The 18,982-nt window shown below is 66.0% G+C and carries 20 protein-coding genes; 8 read left to right on the forward strand and 12 right to left on the reverse strand.

What is annotated here, in order from left to right:
• Nucleotides 1–84 precede the first annotated feature (84 nt).
• Nucleotides 85–1,344, forward strand: a complete 1,260-nt coding sequence (gene ilvA, locus OPU71_RS15115) for a threonine ammonia-lyase (protein ID WP_267728843.1) — start codon at nt 85–87, stop codon at nt 1,342–1,344.
• Nucleotides 1,345–1,366: 22 nt separating this feature from the next.
• Nucleotides 1,367–1,918 carry a hypothetical protein gene (locus tag OPU71_RS15120; protein ID WP_267728844.1) on the forward strand — a complete coding sequence of 184 codons (552 nt, stop codon included), beginning with the start codon at nt 1,367–1,369 and terminating at the stop codon, nt 1,916–1,918.
• On the opposite strand, the gene OPU71_RS15125 is transcribed toward OPU71_RS15120, so the two are convergent.
• Genes OPU71_RS15125 through OPU71_RS15135 form a run of 3 tightly spaced genes read right to left on the reverse strand, consistent with a single transcriptional unit; the run spans nt 1,915 to nt 4,553 of the window.
• Nucleotides 1,915–3,129, reverse strand: coding sequence for a THUMP domain-containing class I SAM-dependent RNA methyltransferase (locus OPU71_RS15125; protein ID WP_267728845.1), 1,215 nt, complete (start codon nt 3,127–3,129; stop codon nt 1,915–1,917). The genes OPU71_RS15120 and OPU71_RS15125 overlap by 4 nt on opposite strands.
• Before the next feature lie 12 nt (nt 3,130–3,141).
• Nucleotides 3,142–3,585 (reverse strand): CopD family protein, encoded by a 444-nt coding sequence (locus OPU71_RS15130; protein ID WP_267728846.1) that lies wholly within the window; start codon nt 3,583–3,585, stop codon nt 3,142–3,144.
• On the reverse strand, nt 3,582–4,553 hold the full coding sequence (locus OPU71_RS15135; protein WP_267728847.1) for an NAD-dependent epimerase/dehydratase family protein: 972 nt from the start codon (nt 4,551–4,553) through the stop codon (nt 3,582–3,584). The genes OPU71_RS15130 and OPU71_RS15135 overlap by 4 nt, the downstream gene beginning before the upstream one ends.
• Before the next feature lie 38 nt (nt 4,554–4,591).
• On the opposite strand from OPU71_RS15135, the gene OPU71_RS15140 reads away from it, so the two are divergent.
• From OPU71_RS15140 to OPU71_RS15150, 3 genes are read left to right on the forward strand one after another with little or no spacing between them, the layout of a single operon-like run.
• Nucleotides 4,592–5,614, forward strand: coding sequence for a CDP-6-deoxy-delta-3,4-glucoseen reductase (locus tag OPU71_RS15140; RefSeq protein WP_267728848.1), 1,023 nt, complete (start codon nt 4,592–4,594; stop codon nt 5,612–5,614).
• A gap of 12 nt (nt 5,615–5,626) precedes the next feature.
• Nucleotides 5,627–6,766 carry an EAL and HDOD domain-containing protein gene (locus OPU71_RS15145; protein WP_267728849.1) on the forward strand — a complete coding sequence of 380 codons (1,140 nt, stop codon included), beginning with the start codon at nt 5,627–5,629 and terminating at the stop codon, nt 6,764–6,766.
• Nucleotides 6,767–6,771: 5 nt separating this feature from the next.
• Nucleotides 6,772–6,993 carry a zinc ribbon domain-containing protein gene (locus tag OPU71_RS15150; protein ID WP_267728850.1) on the forward strand — a complete coding sequence of 74 codons (222 nt, stop codon included), beginning with the start codon at nt 6,772–6,774 and terminating at the stop codon, nt 6,991–6,993.
• A gap of 70 nt (nt 6,994–7,063) precedes the next feature.
• On the opposite strand, the gene OPU71_RS15155 is transcribed toward OPU71_RS15150, so the two are convergent.
• Nucleotides 7,064–7,372 carry a c-type cytochrome gene (locus OPU71_RS15155; RefSeq protein WP_267728851.1) on the reverse strand — a complete coding sequence of 103 codons (309 nt, stop codon included), beginning with the start codon at nt 7,370–7,372 and terminating at the stop codon, nt 7,064–7,066.
• A gap of 554 nt (nt 7,373–7,926) precedes the next feature.
• Here OPU71_RS15155 and leuA point away from each other — a divergent pair.
• From leuA to OPU71_RS15170, 3 genes are all read left to right on the forward strand, one after another.
• Complete coding sequence (leuA, locus tag OPU71_RS15160) at nt 7,927–9,609, forward strand: 2-isopropylmalate synthase (protein WP_267728852.1); 1,683 nt, start codon at nt 7,927–7,929, stop codon at nt 9,607–9,609.
• 146 nt (nt 9,610–9,755) lie between these two features.
• Nucleotides 9,756–10,979 carry an MFS transporter gene (locus OPU71_RS15165; RefSeq protein WP_267728853.1) on the forward strand — a complete coding sequence of 408 codons (1,224 nt, stop codon included), beginning with the start codon at nt 9,756–9,758 and terminating at the stop codon, nt 10,977–10,979.
• Between the two features lie 6 nt (nt 10,980–10,985).
• On the forward strand, nt 10,986–11,462 hold the full coding sequence (locus OPU71_RS15170) for a GNAT family N-acetyltransferase (RefSeq protein ID WP_267728854.1): 477 nt from the start codon (nt 10,986–10,988) through the stop codon (nt 11,460–11,462).
• On the opposite strand, the gene OPU71_RS15175 is transcribed toward OPU71_RS15170, so the two are convergent.
• From OPU71_RS15175 to ureC, 8 genes are all read right to left on the reverse strand, one after another.
• Complete coding sequence (locus OPU71_RS15175; RefSeq protein WP_267728855.1) at nt 11,459–12,835, reverse strand: EAL and HDOD domain-containing protein; 1,377 nt, start codon at nt 12,833–12,835, stop codon at nt 11,459–11,461. The two genes, OPU71_RS15170 and OPU71_RS15175, sit on opposite strands and share 4 nt — an antisense overlap.
• 93 nt (nt 12,836–12,928) lie before the next feature.
• Nucleotides 12,929–13,504, reverse strand: coding sequence for a HupE/UreJ family protein (locus OPU71_RS15180; RefSeq protein ID WP_267728856.1), 576 nt, complete (start codon nt 13,502–13,504; stop codon nt 12,929–12,931).
• A gap of 19 nt (nt 13,505–13,523) precedes the next feature.
• Nucleotides 13,524–14,141: an urease accessory protein UreG gene (gene ureG, locus OPU71_RS15185; protein ID WP_183635969.1), complete on the reverse strand. Its 618-nt coding sequence runs from the start codon at nt 14,139–14,141 to the stop codon at nt 13,524–13,526.
• A gap of 784 nt (nt 14,142–14,925) precedes the next feature.
• A complete protein-coding gene (locus OPU71_RS15190; protein WP_267728857.1) occupies nt 14,926–15,609 on the reverse strand; it encodes an urease accessory protein UreF in 684 nt (227 codons plus the stop codon).
• On the reverse strand, nt 15,606–16,091 hold the full coding sequence (gene ureE, locus OPU71_RS15195; RefSeq protein WP_267728858.1) for an urease accessory protein UreE: 486 nt from the start codon (nt 16,089–16,091) through the stop codon (nt 15,606–15,608). The genes OPU71_RS15190 and ureE overlap by 4 nt, the downstream gene beginning before the upstream one ends.
• 52 nt (nt 16,092–16,143) lie before the next feature.
• Nucleotides 16,144–16,779 carry a LysE family translocator gene (locus OPU71_RS15200; RefSeq protein ID WP_267728859.1) on the reverse strand — a complete coding sequence of 212 codons (636 nt, stop codon included), beginning with the start codon at nt 16,777–16,779 and terminating at the stop codon, nt 16,144–16,146.
• A gap of 2 nt (nt 16,780–16,781) precedes the next feature.
• Entirely contained in the window at nt 16,782–17,261 is a 480-nt protein-coding gene (locus tag OPU71_RS15205; RefSeq protein WP_267728860.1) for a GNAT family N-acetyltransferase, read from the reverse strand.
• Nucleotides 17,262–17,263: 2 nt separating this feature from the next.
• A complete protein-coding gene (gene ureC / locus OPU71_RS15210) occupies nt 17,264–18,964 on the reverse strand; it encodes an urease subunit alpha (RefSeq protein WP_267728861.1) in 1,701 nt (566 codons plus the stop codon).
• Between the last annotated feature and the right edge of the window lie 18 nt (nt 18,965–18,982).

The following is an 18,982-nucleotide window of genomic DNA, read 5'->3' on the forward strand; positions in this document are numbered from 1 at the left end:
TTGCCCTGGTGCGGCCGGCAGGCCCAGAATCCGGCGTTTTGCGGCGGCGCCCACCCGGTGCGGCCGATCCAACCGCGAGCCGCCATGAGCCAGAACGCGCAAGACGATCCCGCCAGCCTTGTCCCTGAACTTGCCAGCCTGCAGGCCGTTGCCCGGAGCATTTCCGACGCCGTGCTGCGCACGGTGCAATGGCAGAACGACATGCTCAGCGAGGAGATGGGCGCACCCGTCTGGCTGAAGATGGAGAACCTGCAGCGCACCGGTTCGTTCAAGATCCGTGGCGCCACCCACAAGATGCGCCGCCTGATGGCCACGCGCCCGGGCTTGCGCGGCGTGGTTGCGGTATCGGCCGGCAACCATGCGCAGGGGGTGGCCCGCGCGGCCGCCAGTGCGGGGGTGCCGGCAACCGTGGTGATGCCGGAAAACGCGCCGATCACCAAGGTGCAGTCATGCCGCCGCATGGGGGCGACGATCCTGTTGCATGGCGAGAACCTGGAGCAGGCGCGCGAGTTGGCCGACCGTATCGCGCTGGAGCAGGACCTGGCCTTCATGCATCCCTACGACGATCAGGATGTGATTGCCGGCCAGGCTTCGTGCGGGCTGGAGATGCTTGAAGACTGCCCCGACATGACGGTGGCCGTCGTGCCGCTGGGCGGTGGCGGCTTGCTCTCGGGCATCGCGCTGGCGCTGAAGCTGCAGCGGCCGGATATCCGCATCATCGGCGTGCAGACAGAAACCGTGGCGCCTTACCGCCACTTTCTGACTGACGGCCAGTTCGAGCCGGTTGCGCCGGGCGCCCACACCATCGCCGACGGCATCAAGGTCAAGGCGCCCGGGCGCTTTACCTCGCCCCTGATCGCGCGCTTTGTGGACGAGATCGTGACGGTGGACGACAACGCGATTGCCGAGGCGATTGTCGCTACCCTTGAGCGCACCCGCACGATCGCCGAGGGCGCTGGCGCGGTGGGCCTGGCGGCGCTGATGCGCGGCAAGGTCCGCCTGCGGCCGGACGATCGCGCGGTGGTCGTTATCTCGGGCGGCAACATCGACATGAGTCTGGTGGGGCGTTCGATCGACTACGGGCTGGCCTCAAGCGGGCGCCTGATGAGTGTCGCGGTCACCATCCCGGACAGCCCTGGCCGTTTGCTGGCCTTGCTGCGCACGGTTGCGGCGCTGGGCATCAACGTGCGCCATGTTGAACACCGACGCGGCGAATTGCATGTGCCGGTGGGCAAGACAGAGGTTATCCTGCAGATGGAAACGCGTGACTTCGCGCACCAGAACGAGCTGCTGCAGCAATTTGCCGCCGAGGGCATGAATGCCCGGAGCATGTTGATCGACTGAGTTGCCACGCCCCGGAGGCGCAATGCCGGATAACGCGACACCCATCCTGATCAGTGTCGAGTTGCGCTCGGTCGATGCACTGCTGGCCGTTGAGGGCAGCGCGCTGCTTGAAAAGCGGATCGACGATGCCACCGCGTTCCGGCTTTACGAAGGCGCATATCCGCTGCCGCGCCGGGCACCGCTGCGGATCGAACTGATCGTCGATCCGGCGGATCTGAGCCGTGAAGCCACCGTGTGCGCAGCGCTGCGCGGCCACTTCGAACTGGACTATGCGGCGCGCACGCGCGAGCTCGCCCGCCTGTTCGCCGCAGCGCGAACGGCGACGGCGGTTGGTCTGGTGTTTGTCGTGATCCTGCTGGCGATCGCCAATGCCATCGATGCGGAATCGCCCTCACAGCTTGCGCGCGGGATTCGCGAGAGCTTCACGATTTTTGCCTGGGTGGCCATGTGGCGCCCGGCAGAGTTGTGGCTCTACGAGCACTGGCCCATCCGCCGCCGCCGCGCGCTCGCGCGGCGCCTGGCTGCCGCACCGGTGAAGCTGGTGCCGCGCGCTGCGGTGGTCGGGCTGGCCTAGTCCTTGGCGGCCGGCGGCTTGTCGCGGTTGAAGCCGGTCACGACACGGTATTCGTAGAGGCGGCAGTCGATGTCGCCGTTCATCAGCGGTGTGCGGCGGCTGGCCTTGAGGCCAATCTTCTTCGGCAGCGCCGGGTCGCCACTGAAAAAGAGGCAGCGCCAGCCCGGGAAGGCGCGCTTGAGGTGGTCGCCCAGGTGCGGATACCAGCCGGCCAGTTCGCTCTGCGCTTCCGCGTTTTCTTCCTCTGCATGGCGCCGCTCGCCCGCCGCCGTCGGCGAAGTCAGGCGCACGCCGTAAGGCGGGTTGCACAGCAGCACGCCACTGTCTTCTGGTGCTTCCAGGTCGAGGATGTCGCTGGTGCGGAACTGCACCAGATCGTCCAGGCCCGCTGCGCGCAGGTTGTAGCCGGCGGCGTCGGTGGCGCGGCGGTCAATGTCGGCGCCGTACAGGCGTACATCGCTGGCCGGGCGCCGGCGTTGCAGGGCCATGGTGCGCTGCCGCTGCCACGCAGTCGGATCGAAACTCTTGAGCTGTTCGAAGCCGAAATCGCGTTCCGCGCCGGGCGGAATGTCCAGCGCCATCAGGCCGGCTTCGATGAGGAAGGTGCCACTGCCGCACATCGGGTCGAGCAGGGCTTCGTCGGGCTGCCAGCCGCTCAGGCTAAGGATGCCGGCGGCGAGGTTTTCCTTCAGCGGGGCTTCGTGCTTGGCGCGTTTGAAGCCGCGCCGCGTGAGCGATTCGCCCGAGGTGTCGAGGTAGAGCGTGCAGGTTTCGGCGGTGAGAAAGGCGTGCACCCGCACATCGGGCGATTCGGTGTTGATCGACGGGCGGGCGCCGAGCAGGTCGCGGAAGCGGTCGCAGACCGCATCCTTGATCCGCAGCGTGATGAAGTTGAGGCTGCGCAGCGGTGAGCGGATCGCGGTGACGTAGATGCGCAGCGTACGATCGACCTTGAAGTACTGCTCCCAGCGCTGTTCGCGCGCAAGGTCGTAGATGTCTTCCTCGCTGCGGTAGCCGCGTTCGGCCACACGCCACATCACCCGCGTGGCGAGTCGGCTTTCAAGGTTTACGCGCCAGCACAGCGGCCAGTCGCCGGCAAAGGCCACGCCGCCGTGCACCGGCTTCACGTACTGCGCGCCCAGCGCCGTCAGTTCGTCGGCAAGCAGGCCTTCAAGGCCGCGCGGGCAGGGGGCGAAGAAGTTTTCGGTCATGGCAGCGCGGCCTCAGAAGGGTTTGACGATCACGAGGATCACGACGAACAGCAGCGCGAGCGCCGGCAGTTCGTTGAAGACGCGGAACCAGACGTGGCTCTTGGTGTTGCGGCCGGCGGCAAAGTCGCGCAGCAGGCGGCTGCAGTAGCCGTCGTAGCCGGTCAGTAACAGAACGATGAACAGCTTGGCGTGCAGCCAGCCCTGCGACATCCAGCCATATGCAGCTTCCTTGCCGCCGTAGAAGATCATCGCGAGGCCGAAGATCCAGGTGCCGATCATCAGCGGCAGCATGAAGCGCTTGAGCTTGCGCGCCATCAGCAGCAGGCGCTCGCGCTCGGCGTGGCTGTCGGCCGGCACCATCGCCAGATTCACGAAGATGCGCGGCAGGTAGAACAGGCCGGCGAACCAGCTGACAACAAAAAAGGCGTGAAAGGCTTTGAGCCACATGTACATCATCGGGAGTTTTCCTTTTGAAGGTCGAACCAGGCGCGTGCCTGCGCCAGCCCGGCATCGACCGTGGGGTAGGTCAGCTGCACGCGAAGCTCGCGGTGCATGCGGGTGTTGTCGAGCCGGCGCGATTCGGACATGAAGGACAGCATCATCGGGCTGAGAACCCGTTCGAGCTCGCTGCGGCTTGCGCGTGGCGGGCGCGGCAGGCCGAAGGTGTCCGCCATGCGGTCGTACCACTCGCCCATGCGCAGCTCGGAATCGTCGGTCACATTCCACGCCCGACAATTGCCGCCCCGGAACAGCGCTCGGATCGCAAGCCGTGCAAGGTCGTCGGCATGGATGTGGTTGGTGAACACGTCTTCGCCGGCCGGCAATACCGGGTCACCGCGTTCGAGCCTTGCCAGATTCAGGCGTTCGGCCGCGTAGATGCCCGGCGCGCGCAGGATCGCGAGGCGGCAGCCGCTGCGGCGGGCAAAGTTGCGCAGGATGCGTTCGGCCGCGACCCGGCGTTTGGCGCGGGCGGTGCTGGCGCGCAGCGGGCGGGTCTCCGGCACCGATTGGCCGCGGCAATCGCCGTAGACGCCGGTGGTGCTGATGTAGACAAGGCGCCTTGGCAGGCTGCGGCGTGCCAGGGCCGCAGTGAGGCGACGGCTGCGCGGGTCGCTGTCACCGCGGTCGGGCGGTGGGGCAAAGTGCAACACGCTTGGGGCAAGGCCAGACAGGCGCTGCAGGCTGCGGGCTTCGTCCAGGTCCGCCCGCAGTGGCACCGCGCCCAGTGCGCGCAGGCACCTGGCTGCGTCGTCCCGGCGTACTACTGCGAACACGCGGGTGTGCCGCACAAGCAGCGGGATCGCGCGCGCGGCCACGTCGCCGCTGCCGATGATCAGCACCCGTTGCCGTGCAATGCGGCCGGCCGGGCGCAAGCCGGTGGCGGGGCGGGCGGGGCGGCGTTTCGGTTTCGGTTGGGCTACCATCCGGGGATTATCGCATTGCCGTCAAGCTCAAGAATCCCATGTCACATCACGTTAAAATTCAACCATCCGGTCTCGAATTCGCGGCCAATCCCGATACCTCTGTGTTGCAGTCCGCGCTCGACGCCGGGCTGATGTTGCCTTATGGCTGCCGCGACGGCGCCTGCGGTTCGTGCAAAGGTCGCGTGCTCGAAGGCTCGGTGGATCACGGCAAGTCGCCGGAAACCTCTTTGCCGGTGGCCGAACGGGAAACCGGCTTTGCGCTGTTTTGCTGCGCCAAGCCGACCTCCGACCTGGTGCTGGAAGTGCGTGACGTGCGCCGCCTGACCGACATCCCGATCAAGAAACTGCCGTGCCGGGTGCAGCGTATCGACCGCGCCGCCGACGATGTGATCGTGCTGACGCTCAAGCTGCCGGCCAACGATACCTTCCGTTTTCTTGCCGGGCAGTACATCGACTTTCTGCTTGCCGGCGGCAAGCGGCGCAGCTTTTCGATTGCGAACGCGCCCGAGCGGGAGGGCGAGATGGAGTTGCATGTTCGCCTTGTCGAAGGCGGCAGCTTCACCGGCCATGTTTTCAACGCCATGAAAGAGCGCGACATCCTGCGCTTTGAGGGGCCGCTGGGCAGCTTCTACCTGCGCGAGAGCGCCAAACCGATCGTGATGGTGGCCGGCGGCACTGGATTTGCGCCGATGAAGGGGCTGATCGAGCACATGATCGCGACGGGCAACCAGCGCCCGGTGACTTTGTACTGGGGCTCGCGTGATCGTGCCGGGCTCTACATGTTCGATCTGGCCCGCGAATGGGAAGGCGTGCTGCCCGGATTCAAGTTTGTCCCTGTCATATCCGATAAACCTGAGGCCGGCTGGCAGGGCCGCACCGGTCTGGTTCACCTGGCCGCGCGCGAGGATTTTCCGGACATGAGCAGCGTGCAGGTCTACGCTTGTGGGGCGCCACCCATGATCGACGCTGCGCGGGCTGATTTCACCGCGCATTGCGGTTTGCCGGCCGACGAGTTTTTTGCCGACGCATTCAGTTTTTCATCCGACAGCACTTCTACCTGAAACTGCGCGAATATGAGCCAAGCTGTTCTGATCACCCGCGAACCGGTCGTTAACAAGCAGCGCTCGATCACTGCAAACCGGCTCGTGGTACACGCGCCCAGCGTGCCGCTTGCCGTGGCCACCCTGAACGCGCTGGCTGAGACCTGGCCGGCCAGCCACACGGTCTTCGTCAGCCTGGGGCGCCTTGTGCCCACGGCCGAGCTGATGGCGTGGCAGATGCCGCCCAACACCATGATCGAGATCCCGGCGCCGGCGCTTGCTTACGAGCAGACCCGTGCCCTGATTCCGCAATTGCAGGAGGCTGGGATCAATGTTTGCCTGTCATGGTTCCAGCCGGGCATGGCAGTCCCCGAAGGGGCGGATTTCCGTTTCGTGCTGGCTGACGCCAACAAGACGCCAACGCCCGAGGGTTTCCCCGGCATTGCCATTGCCACTGGCTTGCCCGATCTGCAGGCCTTTGCGCAGGCGGTGAAGAATGGCTACGACGGGGCTTCCGGCTGGTTCTTCCTGCGCGGGGTGACGGCCGCCAAAGAGCTTGCGCCCTCGCACGCGCAGATCGTGCGCCTGCTCAACCTGGTGCGGAACGAAGCCGAGGTGAAGGACATCGAGGCGGCGCTCAAGCTCGACGTGGCGCTTTCATACAAGCTGCTTCGCTACATCAATTCGCCGGCTTTCGGCCTGATGGTCGAGGTGCAGTCCTTCCGCCACGCGGTCACGATCCTGGGTATGGACAAACTCAACAAGTGGCTTTCGCTGCTGCTGGTATCCGCCAGCAAGGATCCGCTGGCGCCCGCCCTGATGCAGGCGGCGATCGCGCGCGGCCGCTTCATGGAGCTGATCGGCGCGGCCTTCGTCGAGAAGCGCGAGGTCGATAACCTTTTTATCACCGGCGCGTTTTCGCTGATCCATGTGCTGCTGGGCTCCACACCCGAGGCCGTGCTGGCCGAGATGACACTGCCAGAGCCCATCACCGATGCACTGCTGCGCGGTGAAGGCATGTACAAGCCCTTCCTGGATCTGGCGCTTGCTTGCGAACGCCTTGATCCCGCCCAACTGGCCGAACAGATCGCCAAGCTCAAGCTGCGCGCCGGGGATGTGAGCAAGGCGCTGGTCGCCGCCGTGGCTTTTGCTGACAGTTTGCAATTCGGGTGAGCAAGATGGAACGACTGTGTCCCAAACATGGAACGCCGCTGGAATCGCGGGGCAAGCTCTGGCATTGCGAGGCCTGCAATGCGCTCTACAAGGTACGCGGTGAGTGCGGCGACTGCGGCAGCGAGCTTGAGAAGGTGGCGGCTTGCGGCGCCAGCAACTGGTGGTGCAATCGCTGCAACGAGCTCAAGTCGAAGTCGAAGATCAAGACGGAAATGGTCGCAGCCTGAATGCCGCGTATCCGGTGTGCAGAAACAAAAAACCGGCCATCTGGCCGGTTTTTTGTCTGGCGGGCCCGGCTTACTTCTGGCTCAGGACCCACTGCACCAGTTGCTTGGCTTCCGCGTCATTGACCTGCGGGTTCGGCGGCATCGGCACATTGCCCCAAACGCCAGCACCACCCTTCTTGACCTTTTCGATCAGCTTGGCCTCGGCGGCCTTGTCGCCCTTGTACTTGGCGGCGACGTCCTTGTAGGCTGGGCCGACGACCTTCTTGTCGACAGCGTGACAGGCCATGCAATTCTTTGCCTTGGCCAAGTCTGCGTTGGCCAGCGCAGCGCCGGACGACAGCACGCCGGCAATGGCGACGATGGTCAGAATGCGTTTCATGTCTCTTGATCCTCTCTAGGGTGGTTAGAGCAGCCGGGCCAGTCTAGCGCAACAACTCGGCCCTTGCCGAGTCCACATCCGCGCGGGCGGGGCCGCGATGCTCCCACTGCCTTGAACGCCCGGCAGGCGGCGACGTTGACGCAGGGCCAATTGGCAGTGGCTATCGGCGCGATGCTTGACGGCAAGGCAAGCGCGCCGCTATTGTCGGGCCATGCTTTCGCTTTCGGCCCTCGCTCTCCTGCTGAGCCTGATCTCCCTGACCCACTTCCTGGGTCTGGGCCGACTGCTGCGCCCCGCGCGCATCTAAATCCCAACCCCTCCTGTTGAGCAGTACCCCTCCGCCTTGCGGGATTCGTGCGTCTTCGCGCGTCCGCCGGCGGCTTCCCTGATCCCGAGGACTCCCCGATGTTGATGCTTCTGATGTTTGCGCTACGACTGCTGACCGACTGCCGGGCCGTGCAATTGCGGCAGCCTGGCAGTCCGGGTGTCCGTCTGATCGGGGCCCGCGCCGCGACTCGAAACCACCGTATCGAAAGCGCATCCAGGAGAAAACGATGTTGAAGCAGCCCGCCACCAAGTACCGAGCATTCGAACCCGTTCGCCTTGCCGACCGCCGCTGGCCGGATCAGGTGATCACCGAGGCGCCGATCTGGCTCTCGACCGACTTGCGCGACGGCAATCAGGCCCTCTTCGAGCCGATGTCCGGCGCCGCCAAACTCAAGCTTTTCAAGACCCTCGTCGCGGTCGGCTTCAAGGAAATCGAAGTCGCGTTTCCTTCCGCCTCGCAGACCGATTTCGACTTCGTCCGCACCCTCATCGAAGGCGGCCACATTCCGGATGACGTGACGATCGGCGTGCTGACCCAGGCGCGCGAACACCTCATCCGCCGCACCTTTGAATCGCTTGCCGGCGCGCGCCGCGCGATTGTTCACTTCTACAACGCCACTGCGCCGAACTTCCGCCGCATCGTGTTCAACACCGATCGTGAGGGCACCAAGGCGATCGCGGTGGAGAGCGCGCAGCTCGTCCAGCAACTCGCCGCCGAACGGCCGGAGACGGACTGGACCTTCCAGTACAGCCCGGAAGTGTTTTCCGGCACCGAACTCGAATTCGCCAAGGAGATCGTCGACGCGGTGACCACGGTGTGGGCGCCGACGCCCGCAAAGCGCGTGATCATCAACTTGCCGGCGACGGTCGAAGGCGCGACGCCGAATGTGTACGCCGACCAGATCGAGTGGATGCACCGCAATCTCGCGCGCCGCGACGGCATCATCCTCAGCGTGCATCCGCACAACGATCGCGGCTGCGCGGTGGCGGCGGCGGAACTCGCGGTGATGGCGGGTGCCGATCGCATCGAAGGCTGCCTCTTCGGCAACGGCGAGCGCACCGGCAATGTGGACCTCGTGACGCTCGCGCTCAACCTCTACACCCAGGGCGTCGACCCGAAACTCGACTTCTCCGACATCAACGCGGTCGCCCGCGTGGCGGAAGAGGTAACGCAGTTGCCGATCCATCCGCGCCACCCGTATGTGGGCGACCTCGTGTTTACCGCCTTCTCCGGCTCGCACCAGGATGCGATCAAGAAGGGCCTCGCGGTGCAGGACCCAAATGCGATCTGGGAAGTGCCCTACCTCCCGGTCGACCCCAAGGATCTCGGCCGCAGCTACGAATCGGTGATCCGCGTGAACAGCCAGTCGGGCAAGGGCGGCATCGCCTACCTGCTCGAAGAGCATTACGGCGTTGCGATGCCGCGCCGCATGCAGGTGGAGTTCGCTGCCGAAGTGCAGCGCCATCTCGATGATGTGGGCCGCGAAGTGACTGCGTCCGAACTCTGGCGCATTTTCCGCGAGACCTACCTCGCGGCCGAGTCGCCGGCCTATGTCGAACATCATCTGTTCGAGGCCGGTGAGCAGCAGGGCATCCGCCTCGTCACCCGTGACGGCGGCGTGGAAACGCGCCGCGAGGGCACTGGCAACGGCCCGCTCGACGCCGCGGTGCATGCGCTGGGATTGCCGGTGCGCGTCGTGTCCTTCGAGGAGCGCTCGCTGACGGCGGGCTCCGATGCGCGCGCGATTGCCTTCGTCGAGATCGCGATGGACGGCGTACCGGGCAGCGCGTTTGGCGCCGGCCTGCACGGCAACGTCACGACCGCTGCGATTCTCGCCTTGGTCAGCGCAGTCGCTCGGGCAACGCAAAGGATTTCAAGCTTCGACCAACCCGCCCCTGCTTCGGCGTGATCCGCCGCATGCAGGGCTCACGGCGGTGGCCGCGCTACCCGCGCGGCGCCGTCCGGCTCGCCAATCCGGCCATTGTTGAGTAAAATACTCAACAATTAAACGAGCCAGCGCCGCGATCGCACAACGATTCGCGGCGCCTCCACTTCATGCGTCACCCGCGCCTGGTCCTCTTTTCCGTCTGCTGCGTCGCCCTGATGTCCACCGTGGGCGTCGCGTTGCCGTACCCGATCCTCTCGCCGCTGTTCATCGATGGCCCGGTCAACGGTTTCACCCACTGGGCCGGGCTCAACCCGAAGCTGCTGCTGGGGATCGCGATCGCGCTGAACCCCTTCGGCATCCTGCTCGGCAGTCTGGTGCTGGGACCGATGTCCGACCGTTACGGGCGCCGCCGCATCATGCTGGCGACGCTGACACTTGCGATTCTTGGCTACGCGCTGAGCGCCTTTGCGTTGGTAAGCGAGAACTTCCCGCTGTTCGCGCTCGCGCGCTTTGCGACCGGCCTGTGCGAAGGCAATGCTGCGATCGCCCGCGCGATTGCCGCGGATCTGCATCCTCAGATCGACAAGACGCGATCGTTCTCGATGGTGAATGCTTCGCTCTACATCGGCTGGCTGGTCGGGCCGCTGCTGGGCGGATTCCTGATGCCGCTCGGGGCGTGGGTGCCCTTTGTGGTGGCGGCGGCGATGATGTTGCCGGCGCTCGTGCTGCTTGCCTGGCTGGTGCCGAACACCGGCGCCAAGGTGGATTTGAGCGGCCGTGGCTGGCTCACCTTTGCGCGCGAGCAGCACGCCTTCCGCTTGCTGGAAGACCCGGCGGTGCTGCGGATCTTCTGGTTGCAGCTCGCCTTCACCTTTGGCCTCAACGGTTTCTACGAGTTCTATCCGCTCTGGCTGGTCGAGTTCGCGCGGCTTGGGCCAACTGGTATTTCCTGGGTTACCGCCGCGCTCTGTGCGGTGATGACGCTGATGAGCGCGGTCGTGTGGCCGCGCATCGGCGCCCGCTATCGGCCGCTCGGGGCGGCGCGCGCGATGGCCTGGTGCGCCGCTGCCGGGTTCGCGGTGCTCGCGAGCGGGCTGGAAATGCCGGGCCTGGTTGTGATCGTGCTGCTCGGCGCGCCACTCGCAATCTACGGCACCTCGATGCCGGTGTACTGGTCGCAGGCGTTTGATCGCCACGGGCAGGGCGCGGTGATGGGTCTGCTATCGACCACCTTCTGCCTGGCAAACGTGGCGGTGGCCCTGGTTGGTGCAGCGCTGATCATGCTCGATACGCGGCTGGTGCTGGCGCTCAGCGCCATCGCGTGCTCCGTGGCTGCGGCGCGGTTGGGGGGCGTTCTGCGTCATGGCGCGCCCAGCGTCGCCGCGGTGTAAAGCCGGATGCTGAACATCCGCCCCGCGACAGGCCGCGATGCGGCCGCCGTGGCCGACGTCCTGCTCAGTTCGCGCAAAACCCTGATGCCCGCGATCCCGCTGGCGCACGATAACGAGTCGATCCGCAAGTGGGTGGCCTTGCACCTGATCCCCTGCGGCCACGTACTGGTAGCTGAACGTGGCGCGCGCGTGCTGGGTTTTTGCGCGCTGGCGGAACGGGGCGGCTGCGGCTGGGTGGATCAACTCTACGTGCGCCCGGAGGCGGTTGATTCGGGCATCGGCAGTGCCTTGCTCGGCTACGCGGTGTGCGAGCTGCCCTTCCCGGTGCGGCTCTGGTGCTTCCGCGACAACCCACGCGCCTGCCAGTTCTACGAGCGGCGTGGTTTCGAGGTCTTGCTCAAGCGCGAAGGCGGCGCGGCAGACAACGAAGAGGGCTTGCCGGACATCCTCTACCAGCTTTCCGATCGCCGCCTCGAAGACTAAGTCTCCGCGACGGCGGGTTCTGCCGATAGCGCATGCACCCACGCCAGCGCCGCCAGGCGCGCCCCCGCGGCGCGCATCGCCGGAATGCCCAGTTTGCGGCAGGCCACCAGCAGCGCGACCGGGTCGCCGGCCTCACCGGCTTCGGCCACCGCCAGCCAGTCGGCGCAGGGGCCGCTGCGTTCGAGCAAGGCTTCGCGCACGGCGGGCGTGAGCGCGAGCGGTTCGAGCGCGGTGCGCATCGGTACCTGCAGCAGCATGTCGAGTTGTGAAAACAAGCCGGTGACGAAGAGATCGTCGCGCGCCGCCGGCGCGATCTTGTCGCCCAGTTGTTCGAGCATGCGCGCGCGCACCAGCGCCGTCTCCATCATTGCATCGCCGTCAGGCCGCTTGGCACTGGCGCAGACCAGCAGCGCGAGCCAGCGGTAGAGCTGTTCGCGGCCGAGCAGCAGCAAGGCCTGCTCGATCGAGCCGATTGAATGCTGCAAGCCGCCCGATGCGGTGTTCACATAGCGCAGCAGCCGGTACGAGAGCGCCATGTCCTGCTTGAGCGCGGCGGCAATCTCGCTGTTCTCGGTATCGGCGCCAACCCGCGCCAGCAAAGCCGCGGCATGCAGCAGGCCGGGCGCGAGCCGGTTGCCCTGCCAGTCGCCGCGCAGTTGCGAAAAGGCGCCGCTCGCTTCGCTGCAACCGAGCTTCCACGCGGCGTCGAGCGCATCGAGGGTATCGACTGCAATGGCCGTGCGCGGCACCAGCGGGTACTGGCTTGAAAGCTGCGCATGCCAGCGCTGCAGGGTTTCGGGCGGGTTGGCGAAATCCAGCACGAAGCGGTCGGCAAGCCAGGCAAGCGATTCGAACCAGGGCGATCCGGGCGATGCATCCAGGGCAATCTGCAGGCCGGCGCGTTGCAGCGCCCGCAGGCGGGAAATCGTATCCGGCGCCGCCGCCTGTTCGGCGTCGCACGCGTGAAGCCGCAATACCGCATGCAGTGACGCGAGCCGGGGCAGTGAACCGTGAAGCAGCGCGCCTTCATCAATGGCCAGCCAGGCACGCCGCTGCCCCGGCCAGTGCTCGGCAAGCGCGAGCAGACGCGCAATCAGGATGTCATCGAGCAGCGCGCGGACGCGCGTGGACTGTGCGGCAATCTGGGCGCCGTGGCCTTCCTGCAGCGAAAACAGGTAACCGGTGCTGCGCCGCTGGCGGTCGAGCAGTACTTGCTGCAGCAAGGCACCTTCGGCGGCGGCGGGATCGGCTTCGGGCGTGGCCGCTACCGGGTGCGGCTTGGCAATCGCATGGGCGTTCTTTGGCGCTTCGGTATCTGCGGGTGGGGTGGTGCGCCGAGCGTTGCCGAGCAGGCGTGCGATCCAGGACAGCATGTGAGGCCCTCCGCGTGAAATCGCTTCCAGCATCGGGCCGCAGCGCGGCGGGTGTCAATCGCCGCGCTGACGGGCCAGACAGATCGGCTGCGCTCAGGCGCCGAGCAAAACGCCGCCCGCGATGGCAATGGCGCCACCGGCCACGCGCTGGACTTGCTTGCCCAGATCGCTTTGCGGCAACTGGCGGCCCAACAGCCAGCCAAGGCCGTGCAGGGCTGCGCTGGCAAGCGCGAAGCCGACGGCATAAGCCAGCAAACCCGCGCTGCCCTTCTCAGCCACATGGGCCGCGCCGTGGCACAGGGCAAATACGCTGACCAGCGGCAGCGACAGCGCAAGCGGCAAGCGCACCAAGGCCGCGATCATCAGGCCCAGTACCAGCACCGAGGTGGCAATGCCGAACTCGACCAGGGGCAGGTGCATGCCGGCATTGGCCAGTGCCGCCGCAGCAAGCATCGCCCCGACGAAGGCTGCGGGCAGCGCCCAGCGCGCCGCGCCACCTTGGCGGGCCGCATACAGACCGACCGCCAGCATGGCCAGCAGGTGATCGGCGCCGCCGAAGGGGTGGGCGAGCCCGCTTGCGAGGCTCAGCACTTCATGGCCGGGGTGGGCGAGCGCGGTACCCGAAGCCATGACGAGGCCGGCAGCGAGCAGGGGGCGGATGGGTCGCATGGGTGTTCTCCTTGGAAGGTCAGGCGGGGGCAAGCATGCCCTGGGTTTCGATGAAGGCGATGATGTCTGAAAGTCCTTGCCCGGATTTGAGATTGCTGAAAACAAACGGCTTTTCTCCGCGCATTTTTTTCGCATCGCGGTCCATCACTTCGAGCGATGCACCGACCAGCGGGGCCAGGTCGATCTTGTTGATCACCAGCAGATCGCTCTTCGTGATGCCGGGCCCGCCCTTGCGCGGGATCTTGTCGCCGGCCGAGACGTCGATCACGTACAGCGTCAGGTCGGAGAGTTCTGGCGAGAACGTCGCGGCGAGGTTGTCGCCCCCCGACTCGACGAAAATGATCTCCAGTCCCGCGAAGCGCTGGTTCAGGCGGTCGATCGCTTCTAGATTGATCGAGGCGTCTTCGCGGATCGCGGTGTGCGGGCAGCCGCCGGTCTCCACGCCGATGATCCGCTCCGGCGCCAGCGCCTCGTTGCGGACGAGGAACTGCGCATCCTCAGCGGTGTAGATGTCGTTGGTGACGACGGCGATGTTGTACTTTTCGCGCAGTGCCTGGCACAGCGCAAGGGTCAGGGCGGTCTTGCCGGAGCCGACGGGGCCGCCGATGCCGACGCGGAGGGCTTGTTGGGTGGTCATGGATTTGGATTTGTTTGTTGGCTGTGCCGCAGGCTGGCGCTTGCCCAGTACAGCGGCACGTTGGCCGGGAGTCCGTCCCGGCGGCCGGGTTCCTTTCTCTTGCTTGCCCAAGAGAAAGGAACCAAAGAGAAGGGCACCCGAAGTAGTGCAGTGTTTGCACACACTGCCCGCTCCAGCGGCGCGGAGCAGTGCTCCGCGAAACCCCGCTTACGCCGTTCGCGGTCAGACGCTGCGTGTCTGACTTCCCTGCGCTGCTCGCGAAGTCGGGCGGCTGCGGAACTCGGCCCTGCGGGCCTCAAACAGTCCGCGCCGTCGGCGCTGCGCGCCGATGCCCCGAGTTCGCTGCGCTGCTCGGCGCTCTCGACGGGACCCGAAGTCAAAACCGTCGCAGTTTCACCGTGCACCACGCCTTCGTAGCCCGGATGCAGCGCAGCGTAGTCCGGGGCTGGGCACGAGCGGTACGAGCGGTCAAACGTCGACGTTTTTCCCTTCCCCTCTGAAACGCCGAGCAGCGCAGAAGCTTCGGGTTCCGACGCGTAGCGGCGGTGGCGAGGACTGTTTGAGGCCCGCAGGGCCGAGTTCCGCAGCCACCCGATACTTCGAGCAGCGCAGGGAACCCCTTGCGCAGCAAGGGGCGTTGAAGCGGGGCGATTTTCTTTGGGTACTTTCTTTGTTCGTACAAAGAAAGTACCCCGCCCGCCGGGGCGGGACCCGGCTTCATCGGACACACCGTTAAACAGTGGTAACCGAATCGAAGCCGTGAGGAAGAAGTACATGCCGCCGTTCATGACCTGAACAACCTCGTGTACTGCGTCTCGTGCATCGCACTCGCCCACGCCAGCCCTGGCGTGAAGTTCTCCCATTCGTCCGGCGCGATCGTCATCGCAGCGCGTGCCAGCGAGGGAATCGGTTCGCCGAGGGCGACGAGCAGGCGCTGGCCGGCGCTTTGGCCGAGCGGCACGATCTTCACCGCTGCCATCACTTGGTTTTCCAGCCACGCCCACAGGTAGGCGACGACAGCGTCTTCGGGCGGCAGGGTCCAGGCGGCCGCGGCGGCTGACCAGGCGGCAGGGTAGGAAAGCTCGCCGATGCCGGTCAGCGCCTGGCGGGTGAAGGCGGGCAGGGTGTCGAGTTCGCGCAGCAGGCGGGCGCAGGAGTAGCCCATCTGCACGGTTTCGGCACGCAGCTCCATGGATTCGCGCGTAGCGAGGAATTCGGCATCGAGCCGCAGCACCTCGTTCACTTCGCCGGTGCGCCAGGCGCGCATCATCGCGACCAGCGCCGGGGCTTCGCAGCGCGCGATGCCGTAGCGCATCAGGTCGCCGATCCATACGCGGGTGCCGGCTTCGTCGGTGACCCAGCCGCACTCCACGGCCCATTCGAGCCCCTGCGAATAGCTGAACGCGCCCACCGGCAGAGCCGGGCTGGCCAGATGCAGCAGGCGGGTGAGGGCGGCAAGCGAACTCACGCACCGCCCGCCATCATGTGGATCTTCGCTTCGGTGGCGCCGCGCTCGCTGTGGTGGTGGCCGTGGGCGTAGGCACCGGCTTCCGGTTCGAAGGCGGCGGTGACCTTGCGCACGGTGGCGCCAAGTCCGACCAGCATGGTTTCGAGCACATGATCGGCCTGGATGCGCAGCCAGCCGGCCCCCACCTGTACCGCCACGTGCCGGTTGCCAAGGTGGTAGGCGGCACGGGCGAGTTCGAACGCGCTCGCGCACTGTGCTTCGAGCAGCGACTCGGGTGCCGACACCACTTCGACGACGCGGCCGTCCTTGGCCAGCAGCAGATCGCCGCCACGCAGGATGGTGCCCCGCGGCAGGAAGAGGCCGACTTCCTCGCCGTTGGCCAGCGCGGTGCGCAGCCGGCTCTTGGTGCGGGCGTCGAAATTGAGTACCAGTTTTTCAGTCGGCGCGGTATCGCCGGTGTAGAGGGTTTCGATCAGCAGCATGGTCGTTCGTCGCGGGTAAGTGGGTGCGTTGGCGGGATGGCTGGCAGATGCTTCATGGCCGCTCGCTCATCGCCAGTTTGATGCCGATGCCGACGAAGAGCGTGCCGCCAAGTCGTTTGACGATGCGGCCGATGCCCAATATCTGCACGCGTTCGCCAAGTCGGCTCGCCGATTGCGCGTAGATCCAGTGAACGATCAGCACGGTGGTGGCGATCGTGAGGTACATCGTTGCGAACTGGGCCGCCAGCGGTGCCTGGTGGTCGACGAACTGCGGCAAAAAGGCCGAAAGGAAAACCAGCGTCTTGGGGTTGCCGCTGGAGACCACAAAGGCCTCGGCGAACAAGGCGCGCTTGCTGCGAAGTGCTGGCGCTTTCGCGGCGCCTTCCGGGGCGCCTGCGCTCGCCCTGGCCGACGCAAACTGTTTGAGACCAAGCCAGATCAGGTAGCCTGCGCCGAGAAACTTCATCACCGTGAAGAAGGGCGGGAAGGCCGCGATCAAGGAGCCGACGCCCAGGGCGATCAGCACCACGATTACCAGTTGCGACGTGAGGTTGCCGAGAATCGTCGGCAGCCGTGCATGCGCACCGAACAGCAGGCTGTTGCGGATCACCAGCAGCACGTTCGGGCCGGGCGAAATCGTGGTGGCGAGATAGGCGGAGGCGAAGATCGCCCAGGCGTGCAGTTCCATGCTCAGGGCTCCGCCACCGCGAGGGGTTTTTCCATGAACACCGAGAGCGGATCTTCAGCGTAGTCGCCGAAGGGTGGCCGGTAGCAGTAGCCGGCGCGCTCGTAGAGGCCCAGTGCTTCGGGTTGGTGGATGCCGGTTTCTAGCCGCGCGAACGGCAGACCGGCCGCTACTGCGTCGGCTTCCAGCGTGGCAAGCATACGGCGTGCGATGCCCAGACCACGGCAGCGCGGCGCGACGAACATGCGCTTGATCTCGGCATAATCCGAACAGGCGAGATACGCGCCGCAACCGACCACATCCCCCGCCAACTGCGCGGCGAAGAAGCGCACGTTCGGCTTACGCAGTGCATCGACATCGAGCAGGTGATTGCTCTCAGCCGGGTAGAGCCAATGCATCAGCGCATCCAGTTCAGCGATGAGGTCACGGATCGCCGGCTCGCCGGGGTCGGCGGGTACGATGCGAAGGTCGGCGACGGTGACCATGATCAGAACAGGAAGTAGCGCTGCGCCATCGGCAGCGAGCTGGCCGGTTCGCAGGTCAGCAGCTCGCCATCGGCACGCACCTGATAGGTCTCTGCGTCCACGTCGATGCGGCCGCACCAGTCGTTATGGATCATGTGCGACTTGGTGACGCCGCGGATGTTCTTCACCGCCACCAACGGTTTCGACAGCCCGAGCTTCGCGACGCTGCCGTTGTCGAGCGAAGCCTGCGAGACGAAGATCACCGAGGTCTTCAGGGCACGGCCGAAGCTGCCGAACATCGGGCGGTAGTGCACCGGCTGCGGGGTCGGGATCGAGGCGTTGGCGTCGCCCATCGCAGCGGCGGCGATCATGCCACCCTTGATGATGAGGCTGGGCTTCACGCCGAAGAAGGCAGGCTTCCACACCACCAGATCGGCGAGCTTGCCGACTTCGATCGAACCGACCTCATGCGCGATGCCGTGCGCGATGGCGGGATTGATCGTGTACTTCGCGATGTAGCGTTTGGCGCGGAAATTGTCATTGCGCTCACCGTCGCCCGGCAGCGCGCCGCGCTGCACTTTCATCTTGTGCGCGGTCTGCCAGCAGCGGATCACCACTTCGCCAACCCGGCCCATGGCCTGCGAGTCGGACGAGTACATCGAGATCGCGCCGATGTCGTGCAGGATGTCTTCGGCGGCGATGGTCTCGCGGCGGATGCGGCTCTCGGCGAAGGCCACATCCTCGGCGATCGAGGCGTCGAGGTGGTGGCACACCATCAGCATGTCCAGATGCTCGTCGATGGTGTTCACGGTGTAGGGCCGCGTCGGGTTGGTCGAACTCGGCAGCACATTGGGCAGGCCGGCGAGCTTGACGATGTCCGGCGCATGGCCGCCGCCCGCGCCTTCAGTGTGGAAGGTGTGGATGGTGCGGCCCTTGAAGGCGGCGGCGGTGTCTTCGACGAAGCCCGATTCGTTGAGCGTGTCGGAGTGGATCGCGACCTGCACGTCGTACTGCTCGGCCACCGCGAGGCAGTTGTCGATCGCGGCCGGCGTGGTGCCCCAGTCTTCGTGCAGCTTGAGCCCGATCGCGCCGGCTTCGATCTGCTCGGCGAGCGGGCCGGGCAGCGAGGTGTTGCCCTTGCCGAGGAAGCCGAGGTTCATCGGGAAGGCCTCGGCCGCTTCGAGCATGCGCGCGATGTGCCAGGGCCCTGGCGTGCAGGTGGTGGCGAAGGTGCCGGTGGCCGGCCCGGTGCCGCCGCCCAGCATGGTCGTCACGCCGCTCATCAGCGCTTCGTCGATCTGCTGCGGGCAGATGAAGTGGATGTGCGTGTCGATACCGCCAGCGGTGATGATCATGCCCTCGCCGGCAATGATCTCGGTGCCGGCGCCGATGGGGATCGTCACGCCGGGCTGGATGTCCGGGTTGCCGGCCTTTCCGATCGCGGCGATGCGGCCGTCCTTCAGCCCGATGTCGGCCTTGACGATGCCCCAGTGGTCGAGGATCAGCGCATTGGTGATCACCGTGTCGGCCACTTCGTGCGAGAGCTTCTGGCCCTGGCCCATGCCGTCGCGGATCACCTTGCCGCCGCCGAACTTCACTTCCTCGCCGTAGAGGGTGAAGTCCTTCTCGACTTCGATCCACAGTTCCGTGTCGGCGAGGCGCACGCGGTCGCCGACGGTGGGGCCGAACATTTCCGCGTAGGCGCGGCGGGAGATTTTTGTCATGGTCGTATCGGGAGTAGG

Source organism: Niveibacterium sp. 24ML (assembly GCF_026586805.1).
In the GTDB taxonomy this organism is placed as follows: Bacteria; Pseudomonadota; Gammaproteobacteria; order Burkholderiales; family Rhodocyclaceae; genus Niveibacterium.